The organism is Telluria antibiotica (assembly GCF_011682055.1).
GTDB lineage: Bacteria > Pseudomonadota > Gammaproteobacteria > Burkholderiales > Burkholderiaceae_D > Telluria > Telluria antibiotica.
This window is the reverse complement of the sequence record NZ_JAAQOM010000022.1, coordinates 100563-119247: the sequence shown is the minus strand read 5'-3', so window position 1 is coordinate 119247 and position 18685 is coordinate 100563. Positions and strand designations below refer to the sequence as shown.

Genomic DNA, 18685 nt, shown 5'->3' with positions numbered 1-18685 from the left:
CAGTTCTGCGGATCACGTTAGGGTCGGGGATTTACCTCCACGATTAATGCTCGACCTCTATCGCCAGCCTTCCACCCTGTATTCTTTCATGCCCCGGGGCGGCCGCTCTGCAATGACCGTTAGGGTGTAGGCACGCCGTGCCCACATACATTACCTGTTAAGCCGTACGGTGGGCACCTCCGCACCCACCATGTTCATCCGTCAGCCGTAGGGTGGGCACCCCGTGCCCACCATGCATTACCTGTTAAGCCGCTTCCTTCGCCGGCCGCGCCTGCCGGTGATACAGGAACTCCAGCACGTGGGTCCGATACTCGTTGTAGAGCGCATCGTGCGCCAGCGCGACGCGCTCGCGCGGGCGCGCGAGGCGCACGTCCACGATCTCGCCGATGGTCGCGGCCGGGCCGTTCGTCATCATCACGATGCGGTCCGACAGCAGCACCGCCTCGTCCACGTCGTGCGTCACCATCACCACCGTGGAGCCGGTCTGGGCGACGATGCGCAGCAGCTCGTCCTGCAGGTGGGCGCGGGTCAGCGCGTCGAGGGCGCCGAACGGTTCGTCCATCAACAGCACCTTGGGCTCCATCGACAGCGCGCGGGCGATGCCGACCCGCTGCTTCATGCCGCCCGAGATCTCGCTGGGCCGCTTCTGCGCGGCGTGCGACAGGCCCACGAGGGCCAGTGCATCGGCCGTGCGCGCCCGCAGCTTCTCCTTTCCTTCGCGGTCGCCGAACACGCGTTCGACGGCCAGGTAGACGTTTTCGAAGCACGTCAGCCAGGGCAGCAGCGAATGGTTCTGGAAGACCACCGCACGTTCCGGCGCCGGTCCGGCGATCTCGCGCCCGGCGCAGATCAGGACACCCTCCGTGGCACGCGTCAGCCCCGCCAGCAGGTTCAGCAACGTGGACTTGCCGCAGCCGGAGTGGCCGATCAAGGTGATGAACTCGCCGCGCGCCACTTTCAGGTTGACGTCGGCGAGGGCGTGGAAGCGGCCCTTGCGGGTGTCGAACAGCATCTCGACCTGTTGCACTTCGATGAATTTCGGTTCGCTCATGATCCACTCTCTTCGTAAGTGACGGCACGGGCCAGCGCGACCAATGCCTGTTCCAGCACCAGCCCCACCACGCCGATGACGACGATGGCGACGAGGATGTGCGGCACGTTCAGGTTGTTCCACTCGTCCCACACCCAGAAGCCGATGCCCACGCCGCCCGTCAGCATCTCCGCGGCGACGATCACGAGCCACGCCGTGCCGATCGCGAGGCGCACGCCGGTCAGCATGTACGGCAGCACGGCGGGCAGCAGGATCTTCGTGAAGATCTTCCACTCCGACAGGTTCAGCACGCGCGCCACGTTCATGTAATCCTGCGGCACGCGCTGCACGCCGACGGCGGTGTTGATGACCATCGGCCAGATCGAGCAGATGAAGATGGTCCAGATGGCGGCCGGATTGGCGGCCTTGAACACGAGGAGGCCGATGGGCAGCCAGGCCAGCGGCGACACGGGGCGCAGCAGGCTGATGATGGGATTGCACATCGCGCCCAGGAAGCGCGAGCGGCCGATCAGGAAGCCGAGCGGGATGCCCACCGCCGCCGCGAGGCCGAATCCCAGCGCGACGCGCTTGAGCGACGCCAGGATGTTCCAGCCGATGCCCTGGTCGTTCGGGCCGTTGCTGTAGAACGGGTCGGCGAACAGTTTCACCGCGGCGTCCCACGTCACCGCGGGCGACGGGAAGCTGCTGTTGTTCGCCGCGATGCCCTGCCAGACCAGCACCAGCAGCGCGAGGCCCACCAGCGGCGGCAGCACCGCCAGCAACACGGCGCGGCCGTTCGGCACGCGCAGCGCCAGGCCGCGCGGCAGGCGCACGTCCGGTTTGACGCGCGCGCCCGATCTCGAATTCACGACGCTATTCATGATGTCCTCCCCTTCAGACCTTGATCTTGAAAGCGGCGGCATACGCGGCCGGGTTCTTCCCGTCCCATACGGTGCCGTCGATGAGCTTCGCGGAGCGCATGGGCGACTTCGGCACGGCGACCTTCGCCATGGCGGCCGCATCGCGGTAGACGCCGACCTGGTTGACGCTCGATGCCACCGCCAGGTAGTCGGGATCGGACTTGAGCAGGCCCCAGCGGCGGTGCTGGGTCAGGAACCACATGCCGTCCGACAGGTATGGGAAGTTGACGGCGCCGTCATTATAGAACTTCATGTAGTTCGGATCGTCCCAGGTCTTGCCAAGACCGTTCTGGTAGCGGCCCAGGATGCGCTGGTTGATCACGTCGACCGACGTGTTGACGTACGATTTGTCGGCGATGGTCTCGGCCATCTTGACCTTGTTGGACATGCTCGCGTCGATCCAGCGGCTCGCTTCCAGCACGGCCGCGACGAGAGCCCGCGCCGTGTTCGGATATTTTTTCACCCACTCGAGCGACGTGCCGAGCGTTTTTTCCGGGTGGTCCTTCCAGATGTCCTGCGTGGTCGCGGCGGTGATGCCGACGCCGTCCGCGATGGCGCGGTGGTTCCACGGCTCGCCCACGCAGAAGCCGTCCAGGCTGCCGACCCGCATGGTCGCCACCATCTGCGGCGGCGGCACCGTGATCGTCTTCGCGTCCTTCAGCGGGTGGATCCCGTAGTTGGCCAGCCAGTAGTACAGCCACATCGCGTGGGTGCCGGTCGGGAAGGTCTGGGCGAAGCTGTATTCGCGCTTGTCCGTGCTCATCACTTTTGCCAGCGACGCGCCGTCCACCGCGCGCGCGTCGGCCAGCTTCTTCGACAGCGTGATCGCCTGGCCGTTCTGGTTCAGGCCCATCAGCACCGCCATGTCCTTCTTCGGGCCGCCGATCCCCATCTGCACGCCATAGATCAGGCCGTACAGCACGTGCGCGGCATCCAGTTCGCCGTTGACGAGCTTGTCGCGCACGCTCGCCCACGACGATTCCTTGCTGGGCACGATCTTGATGCCGTACTTCTTGTCGAAGCCCAGCACCGACGCCATCACCACGGAAGCGCAGTCGGTCAGCGGGATGAAGCCCACCTTCACTTCCGTTTTCTCGGGGGCGTCGGAGCCGGCGGCGAACACCCCGCCGGAGACGAGTCCCGTGAGCGAAGCCGTGGCGCCGGCGGCCAGCAGGCGGCGGCGGGTCAGATTGGTTGTATCGGTCATGTTGGTCCTTGTTGACTGCAAACGAAAGAAGAGACAACGTCGGCGGCGAGCGGAGTGGCCAGCTCCTGCGCCGTTGCAGTCAATACAGCAAGTGCCATGCCAACAAGCAAAACGGTGCGCCGGCACCGTGGTTGTGCCGACGCACCAAGAAAAACGGGGGCTCACACCGATTGCGTGCGCCCGTGCGCGCAGGCGTGCGAGGCGACGGCGCATGGACGCCCGGAACCGTGCAGCGTGCGTCGGCGTGGCGCACGCGGGGCACATGCGCGGCTGTCACAGCGTTGTCATCGAATCAAGATAAAGTGCGCCCGGTTTACTTCACAACCTCACAACGGACCCACGATCTTGAAACGTCACCACGTATTGCTCGCGGCCCTCGCCAGCGCCGGCCTGACCGGCTGCGGCGAGCCGTCCACGCCCGCCAACGTCATCCCCGAAGGCACGACCGTCAGCCTCGCCCTGCTCGAAACCACCGACATCCATTCGAACGTCCTGGGCTACAACTATTACTCGCTCGCTCCTGACGCCACCCTGGGCCTGGACCGCACGTCCACGCTCATCCAGCAGGCGCGCGCGGAGAATCCGAACAACCTGCTGTTCGACGACGGCGACGTCATCCAGGGCACCCTGCTGGGCGACCTGCAGGCCGTCACCTCGCCCGTAAAGTGCAGCGACACGCTCGCCGTGCACAAGGCGATGAACGCGCTGAAGTACGACGCCGGCGGCCTGGGCAACCACGAATTCAACTACGGCCTGCCGTTCCTCAGCCAGGTCACGAACACCGACTTCGGCATCCCCGGCGTGAGCAAGCCGGCCGGCACCTGCGGCGGCCCGAACTTTCCGCTCGTGCTGTCGAACGTGACGGCCGTCGCCACCGGCAAGACGATTTACGATCCGTACCGCATCCTCGCACGCACCTTCACGGCGACGAAGCCGAACGGCGAGACGATGCCGGTCACCGTCAACGTGGGTGTGATGAGCTTCGTGCCGCCGCAGATCCTCGACTGGGACCAGAAGAACCTGGCCGGCAAGGTCGCCGTCGGCGGTACCGTCGAAGCGGCGAAGCAGTACGTGCCCGAGATGCGCGGCAAGGGGGCGGACCTCGTCGTCGCGCTGTCGCACGGGGGCCTCGACCCGAGCGCGTACAGCCCGAAAATGGAAAACCAGAGCTACCACCTGAGCACGACGGGCATCGACGCCCTGCTGATCGGCCACTCGCACCTCATCTTCCCGAAAGGGAAAGAGACGGGCGCCCCCGCGCTGGACCCGTCGTTCGCCGCGATCCCCGCCGCGGCCAAGGTCGATGCCGTGAACGGCTTCGTCAATGGCGTGCCGACCGTGATGGCGCAGAGCTGGGGCCGGCGCCTCGGCATCGTCAGGATGACGCTCGCGTACCAGGGCGGTAAATGGGTGGTGCAACCGGCGCAGACGACCGTCGAATCGCGCGGCTACAAATACAAGGACGGCACCACCAGCGTGGCCGCCGACCCGGCCATCGCGGCCGCCGTGCAGACGGAACACGACGCCACGATCGCGTATGCGAAGCAGCCGCTGGGCGTGTCGACGGACTTCGAGATGTCCTCGTACTTCGCGCTCGTCGGCGACGTGTCGGCGATCCAGCTCGTGAACCAGGCGCAGATCGACTACGTGAAGAATGCCATCGCCACGAGCACGGACGCGACCCTGTCCAGCTACAAGAACATTCCCGTGATCTCGTGCAGCGCGCCGTTCAAGGCGGGCCGCAACGGCGCGTCGGACTTCACGGACGTGGCGCCGGGCGCGACGCCAGCCGCCCCCGTCGGGCTGCAGGTGCGCAACCCGGGCGACCTCTACCTGTACAGCAACAACAACCTGCAGGCGGTGAAGATCAAGGGCTCGGACCTGAAGAACTGGCTGGAGACGGCCGCGAAACAGTTCGCGCAGATCAATCCGGCGGCGACAAGCGAGCAGGACCTCGTCCCGTCGTACGGCACGATCTACAACTACGACGTGTTCTATGGCGAGAACAACGCGCTGCAGTACCAGATCGACGTGACGAAGCCGGTCGGCAGCCGCATCGTCAACCTCACGTACCAGGGCAAGCCGGTGGCGGACACGGACGACTTCATCGTCGCCACGAACGACTACCGCGCGGGCGGCGGCGGCAACTTCCCCGGCATCGACGGCAGCAAGACGATCATCAAGTCGCCGGATGCGAACCAAGCGGTCGTCAGCAACTACCTGCAGAAGATCGGGGCGGCGACCGGCAAGGTCACGTTGGCCGCCAACGGCAGCGCGCGCAGCTGGAGCTTCGTGAAGACGGCGACCAGCGGCCCCGTGATCCTGCGCTCGGCGCCGGGCCACCTGGCGCTCGCGCAGGCCGCCGGCATTGCCGCCGTCACGGCCGAGGGTGGCCTGGACGCGAGCGGCTTCGCCAAGTACGCGATCGACCTGTCGAAATAAGCGACCATGCGAGTCCTTTCTTACCGCACGCTGGTGCCGGCCGCGCTGCTGTCCTGCCTGCTGGCCGGCTGCGAGCGCGCCCCGCTGCCCGCCGAGATCGAAGCCGTGTCGATGGACGCAGTCCAGCGCGGCGACGAGGCCGCCGAGCGGCGCCTGCGCGCCTGGGCCGACGACGGCATGCCCGTGGCCGAGCGCGAACTGGCCCTGCTGTACCGCGTGCGGCACCAGGAGGACCAGGCCCGCGGCCTGTTCCTCCGTGCCGCGCGCAAGGGCGACGCGGAAGCGGCGTACCGGCTTGGCGACCTGGAACGCGAACGCGCGCAGGACGGCAGCACGAACGGCCGCGCCGCGCAGTGGTATCGCCAGGCCGCGCAGCAGGGTCACGCGAAGGCCGCGCTGGCACTCGCGCTGCTGCTCAAGAACGGCACCGGCGTCCCCGTCGACAAGGCCGCGGCCGCGCACTGGCTGGGCGTGGCCGCGCAGGCGGGCGACGCGCACGCGATGTTCCTGCTGTCGAACGCGTATGCGGACGGCGACGGCGTGGCGGCCGACCCGCGCCGCGCGCGCGACCTGCTGGAGCGCGCGGCCGACCACGACTACCCGGCCGCGATCCAGCAGCTGGCCCTCGTCAAGCAGACAGGGGACGAGCTGACGCCGAAAGACCCGGCGGAGGCCGACCAGTTGCTGAAAGAAGCGGCGGAACACCGGCGAAGCAACGCACGCCGTTTCTGAAACGCGCCGTCCTGGACACGGCTCCAATGAACTTGTAAGCTTGACATCGATCCTACCGTGTGACCGCGATTCCGCAAAGAATGGCAAACTCTGGCAGTTGAGTTTTACGGAGGCATCGAATGCGCGTGGTAAGCTGGAATATTCACTGGGGCTGTGGCAGGGACGGACGCATCCGCATCCACGCCATCATCGACGTGCTGCGCAAGCTGAATCCCGACGTGATCTGCCTGCAGGAAGTGGCTGCCAACCATCCCGAGCTGGAAGGCAGCGCCAGCGCCAGCCAGTTCAAGCAGCTCGCCGGCGCGTTCGGCGGCTACCACATGATCGAGCAGGCGCCGAGCGAAATCTACCGCAACAACCTGCCCCGCCAGTTCGGCAACATGCTGCTGTCCAAATTCCGCATCACCCAGGCACAGCGGCATATGTTGCCGTGGCCCGTCGATCCGGAACACCCGGCCGGCATGCCGCGCGGGATCATCGAGACCGTACTCGAAGCGCCCGGCGGCAAGCTGCGCGTGCTGACGACGCATCTCGAGTACTACTCGCCCGTGCAGCGCCGCGCCCAGGTGCGCCGCATCCGCGAGCTGCACGACGAAGCGTGCGCCCGCGCGGCCGTGTACCAGCCCGATCCCGAGCTCGAGCCGCCGTGCCAGCTGGGCTTCCGCCCGGGCACGGCGATCTACTGCGGCGATTTCAATTTCGGCCCGGACTCGGAAGACTGCCGGGCGCTGGTGGCGCCCGCGCCGGCCGGCTCGCTCGCCCTGCTCGACGCCTGGCGCGTGCGCCACGGCGACATGGCGCGCGCACCGACTGCGGGCCTGCACGGTTTCAAATGGCCGGACAAGCCCGGCTGCTACGATTATTTCTTCGTCACGGAAGACCTGGCCGGGCGCATCAACGACGTGAGCGTGCAGTCCGAGACGTCTGCCTCGGACCACCAGCCCATCGTGCTGGACATCACTTGAACTGATCTGGAATCGGCCCGGCTTACGCGGCCGGTTCCTCGTCCTGCTCGAGTTCCTCGTCCTGCTGTGCGATCTGGCGCAGCGCCTGTTCGAACACCTCGGGCGGCTGACCGCCGTTGATCAGGTGGCGCTGGTTGATGATGATCGCGGGCACCGAGTGGATGCCGGCGCGCTGCCAGTAGTACTCGAGCTGGCGCACCTCGTCGGCGTACGCGTTCGATGCCAGCACCTGGCGTGCGGCCTCGACGTCGAGACCGACCTCGCCCGCCGCGCGCAGCAGCACGTCGTGCGCGCCCGGGTTCTCCCCTTGCGTGAAATACGCCTCGAACAGCTTTTCCTTCAACGCCTGCTGGCGCCCCTGGTCTTCCGCCCAGTGCAGCAGGCGGTGCGCGTCGAACGTGTTGTAGATGCGACCGCGGAGGCCCATGTCGAACGTGAAGCCGACGGCCGCGCCGCGCTGGCGGATCATCTCGCGCGACTGTTCCTGCTGGGCGGGCGTGGCGCCGTATTTCTCGGTGAGGTGCTCGACGATGTCCTGGCCGGCCGGCCCCATGCCGGGATTCAGCTCGAAAGGCTGGAAGTGCATGTCGACCGTAATCTCGTCGGCCACGCGGTCCAGTGCCTGCTCGAGCGATTTCAGACCGATCACGCACCACGGACACGACACGTCCGACACAAAATCGATTCTCATCTGCTTGCTCACGTTTCACCGCCTTCCTTTATGTATTCAATGACGCCACATCGTTTTTGCAGCGGGTTTGGCATATGGTGACACATCGAACGAAATGCGGCAGCGCGCCAAACAAATTCGGCGAATAAAATTCGGGGTCAGAGCATTTTTTCCCGAAATCCGGGGTCAGAGCTCTTTACGGAGAAATGTCACTCAGGTAGCGGCCCGGCTGCGACGGCCGGGGACAGAGGCGAAAATGGCTGCGCAGGCACGACGCTGTGCTAATCGGGTTGCGGGAGGTGCTCCGAAGCCATTGCCAGAAAAAGTGCTCTGACCCCGAATCTATGCTCTGACCCCGAATTTAAAAAGGGGCCTGCGCGGCCCCTGTGCTTACTTCTTCCTCGCCGCCGGCTTGGCAGGCGCGGCGCCTTTCGATTTGCTGCCGATCTTCGATTCCTTGCCGGCCAGGAGGTTGCCGATGTTGCTGCTGTGGCGGTACAGCAGCAGCAGGCTCATCGCGATGACGGCGAACAGTTTTTCGTCGGCGCCGAACAGCAGGCCGTAATAGAACGGTGCGAACACGGCGGCCACCAGCGCGGCCAGCGACGAGTAACGGAACGCATATGCGACGACGAGCCACGTCACCAGCGTCGCCAGGCCCAGCCAGATGTTCAGGCCCAGCAGCACGCCCAGCGCCGTCGCCACGCCCTTGCCGCCGACGAAGCGGAAGAACACGGGCCACAGGTGTCCCAGGAACACGGCGATCGCCACGAGGGCCACGCCGCCGTCCTCGACGCCGAAGCGCTCGCCGAACTGGATCGCGAGCCACACGGCCAGCCAGCCCTTCGCGCAGTCGCCGACGAGCGTGGCGATGGCGGCCTTCTTGCTGCCCGAGCGCAGCACGTTGGTGGCGCCCGGGTTCTTGGAGCCGTACGTACGCGGGTCCGCGAGGCCGAACAGGCGGCTTGCCACGACGGCGAAGGAAATCGAGCCGATCAGGTAGGCTGCGATGGTGAACAGAATTGTGTACATGAGTCTCTTTTCTTCATCCTGGCCGGGAATCCGGCGCGCGTGAAATATACACCACGGCCGAGCCCGGCGATAGTCAGTCGGCCAGCGCGCAGTGCACGGGGCGGGCCTTCAGCACGTCGACGAGCACGGCAGGGGCGATCCCGACGAGAAAGCCACGCCGTCCGCCGTTGATGTAGATCTTGTCGAGCTGCAGGACGCTTTCCTCGACGTACACCGGCATCGCCTTGCGCACGCCGAACGGCGACGTGCCGCCCACCATATAGCCGGAATGGCGCTGGGCGACGTCGGGCTTGCACGGCTCGACGGACTTGCACGGGATGGCGCGCGCCAGGTTCTTCGTCGACACCTTACAGTCGCCATGCATCAGCACGATCAGCGGCTTGGCCGCCTCGTCCTGCATGACGAGGGTCTTGACGACGGCGTGCTCGTCCACGCCCAGTTCGCGCGCCGACACGGTCGTGCCGCCATGTTCCTCGTATTCGTACGGATGCTCCGAAAACGCGACCCCATGCTTGCGCAGGAACTGTGTTGCCGGGGTTTCGGAGATGTGCTCTTTCTTGGCCATGCGTGTTACGCTAAATGCAAACGGAGGAGTTGCTTATTATGCAGCAAGAGATTCGCTTTGCCACCTTCAACGTGTGTAACCTCGCCCCGCCGGGCGCCAGGCTGTACGACAACCTGGAACCCAGCACGCCCGAGGAATACGAAGCGAAGATCGCCTGGACCGCACACCAGGTCGACATGCTCGGCGCCGACGTCATCGGCTTCCAGGAAGTGTTTTCCCAGGCCGCGCTGGCCGAGGCGCTGTCGCGCACGCGGCGCTTCCGCGACGCCGTCCACGTCGGCTTCGATCCCGATCCCGACGCCGACAAGCTGACCCCGAGCGTCGCCCTCGCCTCGCGCCTGCCGCTGGCGGATGCGCCGCGCCAGCTCCCCTATTTCCCGCCCGGCATATCGATGCCTCCCGGCAATCGCGATCCCGAGCGCTTCACCCGCGCGCCGCTGCATGCGGCCATCCAGCTGACACCGGACCTCGTCGCCGACGTCGTCGTCGTGCACCTGAAGTCGCGCCGCCCCGACTATCGCGCGGGCGACCCGGCCGACGATCCGCAGTTGTATGCATTGGCGTCGCTGCGCTCGCTGATCCGGCGCGGTACGGAGGCCGCGGCGCTGCGCGTGCTGCTGACCGAGCTCGGCCGCGGACAGCGCCGGCCGCGCATCGTGCTGGGCGACTTCAACGACGTGGCCGACGCCGTCACCACCGGCATCGTGCTGGGCCTCGGCGCGCCCAGCGGCGACCGTTTATATGATGCCTGCCAGTTGCGAGGCCGCCAGGACCTGCTGCGCCACGTCGGATTTTCCAACGTGCACGACGGCTATCACACGACCATCGACCACATCCTCGTGTCGGCGGAGTTCAATCGCGACCTGCCGGGTGCGCTGGGCGAGGTCGTCGACGTCGTCTACCTGAACGACCACCTCGACCTCGGGTTGCCGGAGGCGTCCGATCACGGACAGGTGCTGGCCAGGGTGCGATTGTTCGATCAGCCCGGCACGCCGACCGGCGACGGGTAATGTAGGGTGGATGGGTTGTCATAGAGTCCCCCGGACTCTATGACTCCACGCGTCCAACATCCGCCGGCACGGACACGATATATCCAATGTCGCGTATCACCGCGTGGGCAGCGCCCGCGTTGCGGCAGCGCCGCCATTGTTGGTGGAGCTGCCCACCCTACGGCAACCACGCCATCGTCATCGCCCCCGTAGGATGGGCACCCCGTGCCCACGCGGAAGCATGCAGTATGCGACCGTTACGCCCATGCATACCCCATCAAACCGGACGCGCGTCCGCCCCGGCTTTTACGCAGTTCAGCGTCCCTTTTGCACCGCTCGTCGCATTCCGATAGCGGTTCGTCATCGCCGCACCTAGGATGCTCTCATGCGCCGGGAGCTCCATCCTGCCTTGCAGGACGGAGCACTTGCGCTCCCCGCTCCGCTCGTGCTCACCCTCACTACAGAACAATCATGAAGATCGAGTCCCTGCCGCCGGCCGCCGAACATTCCACCACGCCTACCCCGCCGCGCCGCCGCACCAAGGTCGTCGCGCTGACCCTGCTCGCCGTCGCGCTGGGCGGTGCCGGTGCGTACGCGCTGAGCCACCGCGCCGCACCCGCGCCTGCGGCCGCGCAGGCGCCCGCCGCGAAGGACCCCGTGCATGAGCTGTCGCCGCGCGACATCGCCCGCGTCGAGGCGCGGCCGCTGGCCGTCACCCTGCCCGTCACGGGCTCGCTGACACCGCTGTCGCAAGCCACCGTCAAATCGAAGGTATCGGGCATCGTGCTGTCGACCGCCGTGCAGGAAGGCATGGACGTGAAAGCCGGCCAGGTGATCGCCCAGCTCGACCCCGCCGAGGCGCGCGCCCGCGTGGCCCAGCAGCAGGCGATGCTCGCGGACGCGCAGGCCCGCCTCGCGCTGGCGAAGAAGAATCTCGCCAACAGCGCGTCGCTGCTCAAGCAGAACTTCATCGCACAGAACGCGTACGACACCTCCGCGAACGCCGTCGACCTCGCGCAGGCCGCCGTCGACTCGACGCGCGCCCAGCTCGACCTCGCCCGCATCGCGCTGGCCGACACGACGATCCATGCGCCTCTCTCGGGCGTCGTCAGCAAGCGCCATGCGCAGGCCGGGGAGAAGCTGGCGCCGGACAGCCCCGTGTTCTCGATCGTCGACCTGAAGCACCTGACGCTCGACGCCCAGGTGCCGGCATCCGACATCCCGCGCGTGCGCGTCGGCCAGGACGTGCAGTTCAAGGTCGACGGTTTCGACGGCCGCGCCTTCGCCGGCAAGGTCGCGCGCATCAACCCGGCCACGGAGACGGGCTCGCGTGCCATGATCGTGTACGTGGAGGTGGCGAACCCGGACGGCGTCCTGCGCGCCGGCATGTTCGCAAAGGGTACCATCGTCACCGAGAAGTCGGCCCCGCATCCGCTGCTGCCGATCGGCGCCGTCCGCCAGGACAACGGCCGCGACGTCGTCTACCGCGTCGAGGCGGGCAAGGTCGTCGTGCAGCCCGTGACCCTGGGCCTGCGCAACCAGGACGAAGGTGTCGTCGAAGCGCTCGACGGCGCGCAGGCCGGCATGACGGTGCTGGCCGTGCCGCTGGACGGCGTCAAGCCGGGCAGCAAGGTGAAACTGCCCGATGCCGCCACCGCCGACACGGCCGCCCTGGCGAAGAAAGGCTGAGCCATGTGGATCACCCGCACCAGCATCAAGTATCCCGTCTTCGCCACGATGGTGATGGTCGGCCTGATGGTACTCGGCCTGTTCGCGTACCGCGGACTGGGCGTCGAGAGCATGCCGAACATCGAGATCCCGGCCGTCTTCATCGAGACGCAGTATCCGGGCGCGTCGCCCGAACAGGTCGAGAATGACGTCACGCGTCCCATCGAGGAAGCGGCCAACACGGTGGGCGGCATCAAGACCATCCGCGCCACGTCGTGGGAGGGCCGCTCCGGCGTCGGCATCGAGTTCCAGCTGACCGTCGACATGAACCGCGCCGTGCAGGACCTGCGCGACCGCATCGGTACCGTGCGCGGCGGCTTCCCGCGCGAAGTGAAGGAACCGGTCGTGTACCGCCAGGAAGGCGAGAACTCGCAGCCCGTGATCCTGCTGGCGCTGACGTCGAAAGAGCGCGGCCTGCGCGACTTGTCGATGCTGACGGACCAGGTAATCGTCAAGCGTATCCAGGCCGTGGCGGGCGTGGGCCAGGTCCGCGTGAACGGCCGCCAGGATCGCCAGGTGCTCGTGGACATCCGTCCCGACCAGTTGAAGAGCCTCGACGTCGGCATCGACGAGGTGATGAACGCCATCACGGCGACGAACGCCAACCTGCCCGCGGGGCGCATCAGCCACGGCGCGCGCGAAAACCTCGTGCGCATCGAAGGCAAGATGAAGGAAGCGGCCGACTTCAAGCGCATCGTCGTCGCCAACCGCACGGGCGGCCCGATCTACCTGAGCCAGGTGGCCGACATCTCGGACGGCGCCGCGGAAGAACAATCGATCTCGCGCGTGAACGGCGTACGCGCCATTACGCTGGAGATCGCGAAAATCCAGGACGCCAACACGGTCGACGTGGGCAACGGCGTGCGGGCCGCCATCGCGGCGATGAAGGACACGCTGCCGAAGGACATCGACTTCCGCATCCTGGACGACAAGGCGAAGAACGTGCAGAGCCAGGTCGACAACGTCAAGGAGACGATCGTCGAGGGCGCCCTCTTGACCATGGTGATCGTGTTCTTCTTCCTGCATTCGTGGCGCAGCACGATCATCACGGGCCTCACCCTGCCGATCTCCGTGCTGGCCAGCTTCATCGCGATGAAATGGTTCGGCTTCACCTTGAACTTCCTGACGCTGATGGCGCTGTCGCTGTGCATCGGCCTCCTCATCGACGACGCCATCGTCGTGCGCGAGAACATCGTGCGCCACCTCGGCATGGGCAAGAACCACGTGCGCGCCGCGGAAGACGGCACCAACGAGATCGGCCTCGCCGTGATGGCGACGACGTTCGCCATCGTCGCCGTGTTCGTCCCGATCGCGTTCATGAAAGGCATCATCGGCCGCTTCTTCCTGCAGTTCGGGATCACGGTCGCGGTGGCCGTGCTGGTGTCGCTGTTCGTCAGCTTCACGCTCGACCCGATGCTGTCGTCCGTGTGGCCCGACCCCGCCAAGGACCGCTTCAAGTACGTGCCCTGGCTGGGCCGCCTGATGGCGCGCATCGAGCACGGCATCGAATGGCTGCACCGGGTGTACGCGAAGGTGCTGGCATTGGCACTCGGCTGGCGCAAATCGACGCTGCTGTTGGCCGTCGTGCTGTTCGCGGGCAGCCTGCTGCTGGTGCCGAAGATCGGCGGCGAGTTCGTGCCGCAGGTCGACGACGGCTTCATCCAGCTGCGCCTGAAGACGCCGATCGGCTCCAGCCTGGAGTATTCGGACGCGAAGCTGCGCCAGGCCGAAGCGGCGCTGGCCGGGTTCAAGGAAATCGAGAGCGTCTCGACGATCGTCGGTTCGTGGGAAGGCCGCAACTACTCGCAGGTGAACCTGAAGCTGACGAACGTGCACAAGACGCACCGCCGCTCGCAGCAGGAGATGGAAAAGGTCATCCGCGAACGCCTCGAGAAAATCGCCGGCATCTCGCTGACCGTGGGCCAGCGCCCGATCTACATCGCCATCCTCGGCAACGACGAGACGAAGCTGGACTTGGTGGCGCACACGCTGATGGACAAGATGCGCAAGATCCGCGGCGTGGCCGACATCGAGTACAGCCAGGAAGGCGCGAACCCGGCCACCATCGTGAAGATCAACCACGAGCTGGCGTCCGACCTCGGGCTCACCGTGCAGCAGATCGGCACGGCGCTGCGTCCGTTCGTCGCCGGCGACCAGACCAACCGCTGGCTCGCGCCGGACGGCCAGAACTATGAAGTCAACGTGCAGCTGCCGAAGTCGGGCCGCGAGAAGGTGGCCGACCTGGCCGACCTGTCGGTGGCGTCGAGCAAGCGCGACGCGATGGGCAACCCGGTCATGGTGCCGCTGCGCCAGGTCGTGCAATTCGTCCCCTCGACGAGCCCGCAGATGCTCAAGCGCCAGGCGCTGCAGCGCCGCGTCGCCGTGTTCGCGGGCCTCGACGGCCGTCCGCTGGGCGACGTGATGGGCGAAGTGAACAAGGCGATGAAGGCAATGCAGCTGCCCGACGGCGTGCGCTTCGACATCGGCGGCGACGCCCAGCAGATGGACGAGACGATGGCCGGCTTCGGCGTCGCACTCGGCATCGCCGTCATCTTCATCTACCTGGTGCTGGCATCGCAGTTCGGCAGCTTCCTGCAGCCGATCGCGATCATGGTGTCGCTGCCGCTGTCGTTGATCGGGGTGCTCGTCGCGCTGCTCATCACGAAGACGACGCTGAACATCTTTTCCGTCATCGGCGTCGTGATGCTGATGGGTCTGGTGACGAAGAACGCGATCCTGCTCGTGGACTTCGCGAACCACGGCCAGCGCGAAGGCCGCGGGCAATTCGACGCGCTGATGGAAGCGGGCCAGGTGCGCCTGCGCCCGATCCTGATGACGACGCTGGCGATGATCTTCGGCATGCTGCCGATGGCGATCGGCATGGGCGAAGGCGGCGAAACGCAGGCGCCGATGGGGCGCGCGGTGATTGGCGGCGTGATCACGTCGACCTTGCTGACGCTGGTGGTCGTGCCGGTCGCTTACACCTATCTCGACAGCTTTGGCAAGCGCGTGGCGGCGTGGTTCAAGCGGGGCCACGAGGAAGAGGTCACGGCGTAACGTTTGCGATATGTTGGCGTTACGCTGCGTAACGTAGGGTGGGCACCCCGTGCCCACGCGAACGTTCGCGAACCGCATCGTTACGCGTGGGTTCAGGGAGCCCACCCTACGATTGCCCGCCAATGGTCGGGCCATGGCGATGGTTACGCCGGATCGTGCTCCTGCTGCGCCTCTTCCCCGGAATCCTCGTCCAGCGCCGGCGCATCGCCCTCGCCTTCACCCTTGTGCTGTTTGGCTTCCTGCTTCTTGCGCGCCTTTTCTTCGGCCTTGCGCTTCTTCTCCAACTCCCGTTGCCGTTTTTCGTACTGGAAATTTGTCTTGGCCATGCTCACCTCGAGGCTGTCGTTGGAAAGGTCGTACCGGGCCATTATGGACCAGTCACCCCGCGTCGTCTTGAGAATTAACCACGCGGGTGGTGCTGTGCGTGCAGCTGCTTCAGGCGTTCGCGCGCGACGTGGGTGTAGATCTGTGTCGTTGAAATGTCGGAATGGCCCAGCAGAAGTTGTACCACGCGCAGGTCGGCGCCGTGGTTCAACAGGTGCGTGGCGAACGCGTGGCGCAAGGTGTGCGGCGACAGCGGCGCCGTGATGCCCGCCTTCGCCGCATGCTTCTTGATGATCACCCAGAACATCTGGCGCGTCATCGCGCCGCCGCGGTTCGTGACGAACAGGGCGTCGTCGACCTGGCCGTCGAGGATGATTGCGCGCGCCTCCTTCATGTAGCGCTCCAGCCAGTCGCGCGCCTGCTCGCCGAACGGCACGAGGCGTGTCTTGCTGCCTTTGCCCGTGATGCGCAGCACGCCGTCGTTCAGGCTCAGCTCGACCACCTTCAACGCGACGAGCTCCGACACGCGCAGGCCGCTCGCATACATCAGTTCCAGCATCGTGCGCTCGCGCAGGCCCAGCGGCGTCGCCACGTCGGGCGCAGCCAGCAGCGCGTCGACCTGCGCTTCCGTCAGCGTGTGCACGAAGCGCTGCGGCTGCTTGGCCGACGCCATCTTCAGGCACGGGTCGGCGTCGATGCGGCGCTCGCGCAGCGCGAGTTGATAGAAACGTTTCAGCACCGACAGGCGGCGGTTGGCCGAGCTGGGCTTCGTGTCTTCATGGCGCTCGGCGAAATAGGCGGCGATGTCGTGCGGTTCGACGGCATACAGGTCGCGCCGCTCGGGGCGCTTGACCTCGAGCCAGCGCGCGAACAGGCGCAGGTCGCGCCGGTAGGCGTCGAGGGAATTCTTCGCGAGGCCGTGCTCGAGCCAGAGCGCGTCGCAGAACGCGTCGATCAGGGGAAGATTGACTGCTGCTGCCATGGCATCTCGAGCGCCAGCGCGCCTTCGTGGCGCAGCAGCCAGCGCTTGATCCCGAGCTGGAATCCGTGTTCGTCGTCGCTGCTGGAAAAGCCGCCCAGGCCGCCGGATGCCGTCACGCGGTGGCACGGGATCACGAGCGGGAACCAGTTGGCGCCGCAGGCCTGGCCGACGGCGCGCGGCGCCGACTCCAGTTGCTTGGCGATCTGACCGTACGTGCGCACGCTGCCGCGCGGGATCGCTAGAATGGTGTCCCACACGCGCCGCTGGAACGCGCTGCCCGCTTCCTTCAGCGGCAGGTCGAAGCGGAAATCGGGATCGTCGAAATAGCGCGCCACCTGGACGGCGGCCTGCTCGGCGACGGCATCCTGCGCCGATTTTTCCTCGTAATGCGCCGGCAGGTAGACCAGCTCGCGCAGCCGGCCATCCTCGGTGCGGATGCCCATCGCTCCAAACGGCGCCGCGATGATGGCGCTGAAGATGTCGCTGCCTTGTTGTATGTTCATCGATGCAGTGTAAGACCCGGCACGCGCGATCGCAAGTCCCGGCCTGGGCAAAAAAAAAACGCACCCTCGGGTGCGCTTTTAATTTGGTCACGTTTTCGGCTGCCTGGTCAATGCCGGCGGCATCATATAAAACGTGTGTCTCCTCCTAACTGTTTTCCAGTAAATTTTGTATTTACCGGTTTCTTTTCCCTCTCCCCAAATCGTATTCGGTTCGCTTTCGTCGCACCAGGTTGGTGCCAAAAGGTGCCCCATCATAACGCAACCACATAAGAAAAGCGTAGTTTTTTATATACATTCACGAAATATATTTCGGTCATAAGCCCCTGTGACGTGGCATAAAAAAGTCTACCCCTGTGTTTCATTAATCATAGGCAACTAATATTCGGTGGGGCCGCTTTTGGTGCACTGGATACGGACGTCGTCACCAGGCCTTCGCCGTCATGGGTGCCGTGGTACGCGACGTCGTCTGGTTGATCGCATCGATGAGGTCCTTGCCGATCCGCGCTTCCATCTGTTTTTGCACCGGGAGCAGCGCGCGGCGCCAGTCGGCCTGTTCCTGCGGCGTCAGTGTGTAGACCTTCGTCTTGCCCGTCTTGCGGATCGCTTCCAGCGCCGCGTCGTTGTCGCGCTGGGCGATCGTCTTTTCGTAGGCGGTGGCTTCGCGCATGGCCTGTTCCAGTTCGTCGCGGATGTCGCGCGGCAGGCCGTCCCAGAACTTCTTGTTGACGATGACGGCGTAGCCGAGATAGCCGTGGTTCGACACGGTCACGTACTTCTGCACCTCGTTCATCCGCTGCGTCAGCATGTTCGACGGCGGATTCTCCGTGCCGTCCACGACGTGCGCCTGCAGCGCGGGATAGACTTCGGAAAACGCCAGCACCTGCGGCACGGCGCCGAGCGCACGCATCTGCGCGTCGAGCACCTTGGAGCCCTGGATACGCATGCGCAGGCCGTGGAAGTCGTCCGGGCGGTGCAGCGGGCGGTTGGCCGACATCACCTTGAAGCCGTTGTCCCAGTACGCCAGGCCCGTGATGCCCTTGGATTCCAGCTTTTGCAGCAGCCTCTTGCCGATAGGGCCTTCCGTCACGGCGTACAGCGCCGACTTCGTGGGGAAGATGTAAGGCAGGTCGAACGCTTCGAATTCCTTCAGGCCCAGCGGCGCGAACTTCGCGAGCGACGGCGCCAGCATCTGCACGGCGCCCAGCTGCAGCGCTTCCAGCTCTTCCTTGTCCTTGTACAGCTGGCTGTTCGGATAGACTTCGACTTTGACCCGCCCGTGCGTCAACTGTTCCGCCAGCACGCGGAAGCGTTCGGCGGCCAGGCCCTTCGGCGCGTCCGGCGCGACGACGTGGCTGAACTTGATGACGATTGGAGCCTGGGCCTGCACGCCGCCGGCGGCGCCGAGTCCCGCCAGTACGGCGAGCGCGGCCAGCATGGCTTTGATGCGCATAAATTTCCTCTTACCGCGGTGTATATTCGGATACCGAGTACCAGTGTGCCGGTTCGGCCGCCAGGCCGCTATCGTGGAAAACCACGACA

General features: G+C 65.8%; 16 protein-coding genes. 6 read left to right on the top strand and 10 right to left on the bottom strand.

Annotation, left to right across the window (positions count from 1 at the left end; genetic code table 11):
* Positions 1-244: 244 nt before the first annotated feature.
* From HAV22_RS27920 to HAV22_RS27910, 3 genes are read right to left on the bottom strand one after another with little or no spacing between them, the layout of a single operon-like run.
* Positions 245-1051 (bottom strand): ABC transporter ATP-binding protein, encoded by an 807-nt coding sequence (locus HAV22_RS27920; protein WP_166864103.1) that lies wholly within the window; start codon positions 1049-1051, stop codon positions 245-247.
* Complete coding sequence (gene ntrB, locus HAV22_RS27915) at positions 1048-1911, bottom strand: nitrate ABC transporter permease (protein WP_166864100.1); 864 nt, start codon at positions 1909-1911, stop codon at positions 1048-1050. The genes HAV22_RS27920 and ntrB overlap by 4 nt, the downstream gene beginning before the upstream one ends.
* Before the next feature lie 13 nt (positions 1912-1924).
* Positions 1925-3157 carry a CmpA/NrtA family ABC transporter substrate-binding protein gene (locus tag HAV22_RS27910; protein WP_166864098.1) on the bottom strand — a complete coding sequence of 411 codons (1233 nt, stop codon included), beginning with the start codon at positions 3155-3157 and terminating at the stop codon, positions 1925-1927.
* 345 nt (positions 3158-3502) lie between these two features.
* On the opposite strand from HAV22_RS27910, the gene HAV22_RS27905 reads away from it, so the two are divergent.
* The 3 genes from HAV22_RS27905 (at position 3503) to HAV22_RS27895 (ending at position 7296) form a co-directional block, all read left to right on the top strand.
* On the top strand, positions 3503-5599 hold the full coding sequence (locus HAV22_RS27905) for a bifunctional 2',3'-cyclic-nucleotide 2'-phosphodiesterase/3'-nucleotidase (RefSeq protein WP_166864095.1): 2097 nt from the start codon (positions 3503-3505) through the stop codon (positions 5597-5599).
* 6 nt (positions 5600-5605) lie between these two features.
* Positions 5606-6331 carry a tetratricopeptide repeat protein gene (locus tag HAV22_RS27900; RefSeq protein ID WP_229421469.1) on the top strand — a complete coding sequence of 242 codons (726 nt, stop codon included), beginning with the start codon at positions 5606-5608 and terminating at the stop codon, positions 6329-6331.
* A 119-nt stretch (positions 6332-6450) separates the two neighbouring features.
* Positions 6451-7296, top strand: a complete 846-nt coding sequence (locus tag HAV22_RS27895) for an endonuclease/exonuclease/phosphatase family protein (RefSeq protein WP_166864092.1) — start codon at positions 6451-6453, stop codon at positions 7294-7296.
* 22 nt (positions 7297-7318) lie between these two features.
* Here the strand turns inward: HAV22_RS27895 and HAV22_RS27890 are convergent, their stop codons facing one another.
* The 3 genes from HAV22_RS27890 to ybaK all read right to left on the bottom strand — a co-directional run bounded on the left by HAV22_RS27890 (position 7319) and on the right by ybaK (position 9563).
* Positions 7319-7987 (bottom strand): DsbA family oxidoreductase, encoded by a 669-nt coding sequence (locus tag HAV22_RS27890; RefSeq protein ID WP_208296396.1) that lies wholly within the window; start codon positions 7985-7987, stop codon positions 7319-7321.
* Between the two features lie 369 nt (positions 7988-8356).
* On the bottom strand, positions 8357-8998 hold the full coding sequence (plsY, locus tag HAV22_RS27885) for a glycerol-3-phosphate 1-O-acyltransferase PlsY (RefSeq protein ID WP_166864087.1): 642 nt from the start codon (positions 8996-8998) through the stop codon (positions 8357-8359).
* Between the two features lie 73 nt (positions 8999-9071).
* Positions 9072-9563, bottom strand: coding sequence for a Cys-tRNA(Pro) deacylase (ybaK, locus tag HAV22_RS27880; protein ID WP_166864084.1), 492 nt, complete (start codon positions 9561-9563; stop codon positions 9072-9074).
* A gap of 38 nt (positions 9564-9601) precedes the next feature.
* Here ybaK and HAV22_RS27875 point away from each other — a divergent pair, with 38 nt between their 5' ends.
* From HAV22_RS27875 to HAV22_RS27865, 3 genes are all read left to right on the top strand, one after another.
* A complete protein-coding gene (locus tag HAV22_RS27875) occupies positions 9602-10573 on the top strand; it encodes an endonuclease/exonuclease/phosphatase family protein (RefSeq protein WP_166864081.1) in 972 nt (323 codons plus the stop codon).
* Positions 10574-11023: 450 nt separating this feature from the next.
* Positions 11024-12241 (top strand): efflux RND transporter periplasmic adaptor subunit, encoded by a 1218-nt coding sequence (locus HAV22_RS27870; protein ID WP_166864079.1) that lies wholly within the window; start codon positions 11024-11026, stop codon positions 12239-12241.
* A gap of 3 nt (positions 12242-12244) precedes the next feature.
* The gene (locus tag HAV22_RS27865) at positions 12245-15337 is read left to right on the top strand and encodes an efflux RND transporter permease subunit (protein ID WP_166864076.1); all 3093 of its coding nucleotides are present in this window, start codon (positions 12245-12247) and stop codon (positions 15335-15337) included.
* A gap of 143 nt (positions 15338-15480) precedes the next feature.
* On the opposite strand, the gene HAV22_RS27860 is transcribed toward HAV22_RS27865, so the two are convergent.
* From HAV22_RS27860 to HAV22_RS27845, 4 genes are all read right to left on the bottom strand, one after another.
* The gene (locus tag HAV22_RS27860) at positions 15481-15663 is read right to left on the bottom strand and encodes a hypothetical protein (RefSeq protein WP_166864073.1); all 183 of its coding nucleotides are present in this window, start codon (positions 15661-15663) and stop codon (positions 15481-15483) included.
* Positions 15664-15737: 74 nt separating this feature from the next.
* A complete protein-coding gene (gene xerD, locus HAV22_RS27855) occupies positions 15738-16643 on the bottom strand; it encodes a site-specific tyrosine recombinase XerD (protein WP_166864071.1) in 906 nt (301 codons plus the stop codon).
* Positions 16616-17146, bottom strand: coding sequence for a methylated-DNA--[protein]-cysteine S-methyltransferase (locus HAV22_RS27850; protein WP_166864068.1), 531 nt, complete (start codon positions 17144-17146; stop codon positions 16616-16618). Before HAV22_RS27850 ends, xerD begins: the two co-directional genes overlap by 28 nt.
* Before the next feature lie 421 nt (positions 17147-17567).
* Positions 17568-18596 (bottom strand): TRAP transporter substrate-binding protein, encoded by a 1029-nt coding sequence (locus HAV22_RS27845; RefSeq protein WP_166864065.1) that lies wholly within the window; start codon positions 18594-18596, stop codon positions 17568-17570.
* Positions 18597-18685 lie beyond the last annotated feature (89 nt).

Coding starts and splice junctions, on each gene's coding strand:
- HAV22_RS27920 (WP_166864103.1), bottom strand. CDS start 1,051: ATGAGCGAACCGAAATTCATCGAAGTGCAACAGGTCGAGATGCTGTTC.
- ntrB (WP_166864100.1), bottom strand. CDS start 1,911: ATGAATAGCGTCGTGAATTCGAGATCGGGCGCGCGCGTCAAACCGGAC.
- HAV22_RS27910 (WP_166864098.1), bottom strand. CDS start 3,157: ATGACCGATACAACCAATCTGACCCGCCGCCGCCTGCTGGCCGCCGGC.
- HAV22_RS27900 (WP_229421469.1), top strand. CDS start 5,606: ATGCGAGTCCTTTCTTACCGCACGCTGGTGCCGGCCGCGCTGCTGTCC.
- HAV22_RS27895 (WP_166864092.1), top strand. CDS start 6,451: ATGCGCGTGGTAAGCTGGAATATTCACTGGGGCTGTGGCAGGGACGGA.
- HAV22_RS27890 (WP_208296396.1), bottom strand. CDS start 7,987: ATGAGAATCGATTTTGTGTCGGACGTGTCGTGTCCGTGGTGCGTGATC.
- plsY (WP_166864087.1), bottom strand. CDS start 8,998: ATGTACACAATTCTGTTCACCATCGCAGCCTACCTGATCGGCTCGATT.
- ybaK (WP_166864084.1), bottom strand. CDS start 9,563: ATGGCCAAGAAAGAGCACATCTCCGAAACCCCGGCAACACAGTTCCTG.
- HAV22_RS27875 (WP_166864081.1), top strand. CDS start 9,602: ATGCAGCAAGAGATTCGCTTTGCCACCTTCAACGTGTGTAACCTCGCC.
- HAV22_RS27870 (WP_166864079.1), top strand. CDS start 11,024: ATGAAGATCGAGTCCCTGCCGCCGGCCGCCGAACATTCCACCACGCCT.
- HAV22_RS27865 (WP_166864076.1), top strand. CDS start 12,245: ATGTGGATCACCCGCACCAGCATCAAGTATCCCGTCTTCGCCACGATG.
- HAV22_RS27860 (WP_166864073.1), bottom strand. CDS start 15,663: ATGGCCAAGACAAATTTCCAGTACGAAAAACGGCAACGGGAGTTGGAG.
- xerD (WP_166864071.1), bottom strand. CDS start 16,643: ATGGCAGCAGCAGTCAATCTTCCCCTGATCGACGCGTTCTGCGACGCG.
- HAV22_RS27850 (WP_166864068.1), bottom strand. CDS start 17,146: ATGAACATACAACAAGGCAGCGACATCTTCAGCGCCATCATCGCGGCG.
- HAV22_RS27845 (WP_166864065.1), bottom strand. CDS start 18,596: ATGCGCATCAAAGCCATGCTGGCCGCGCTCGCCGTACTGGCGGGACTC.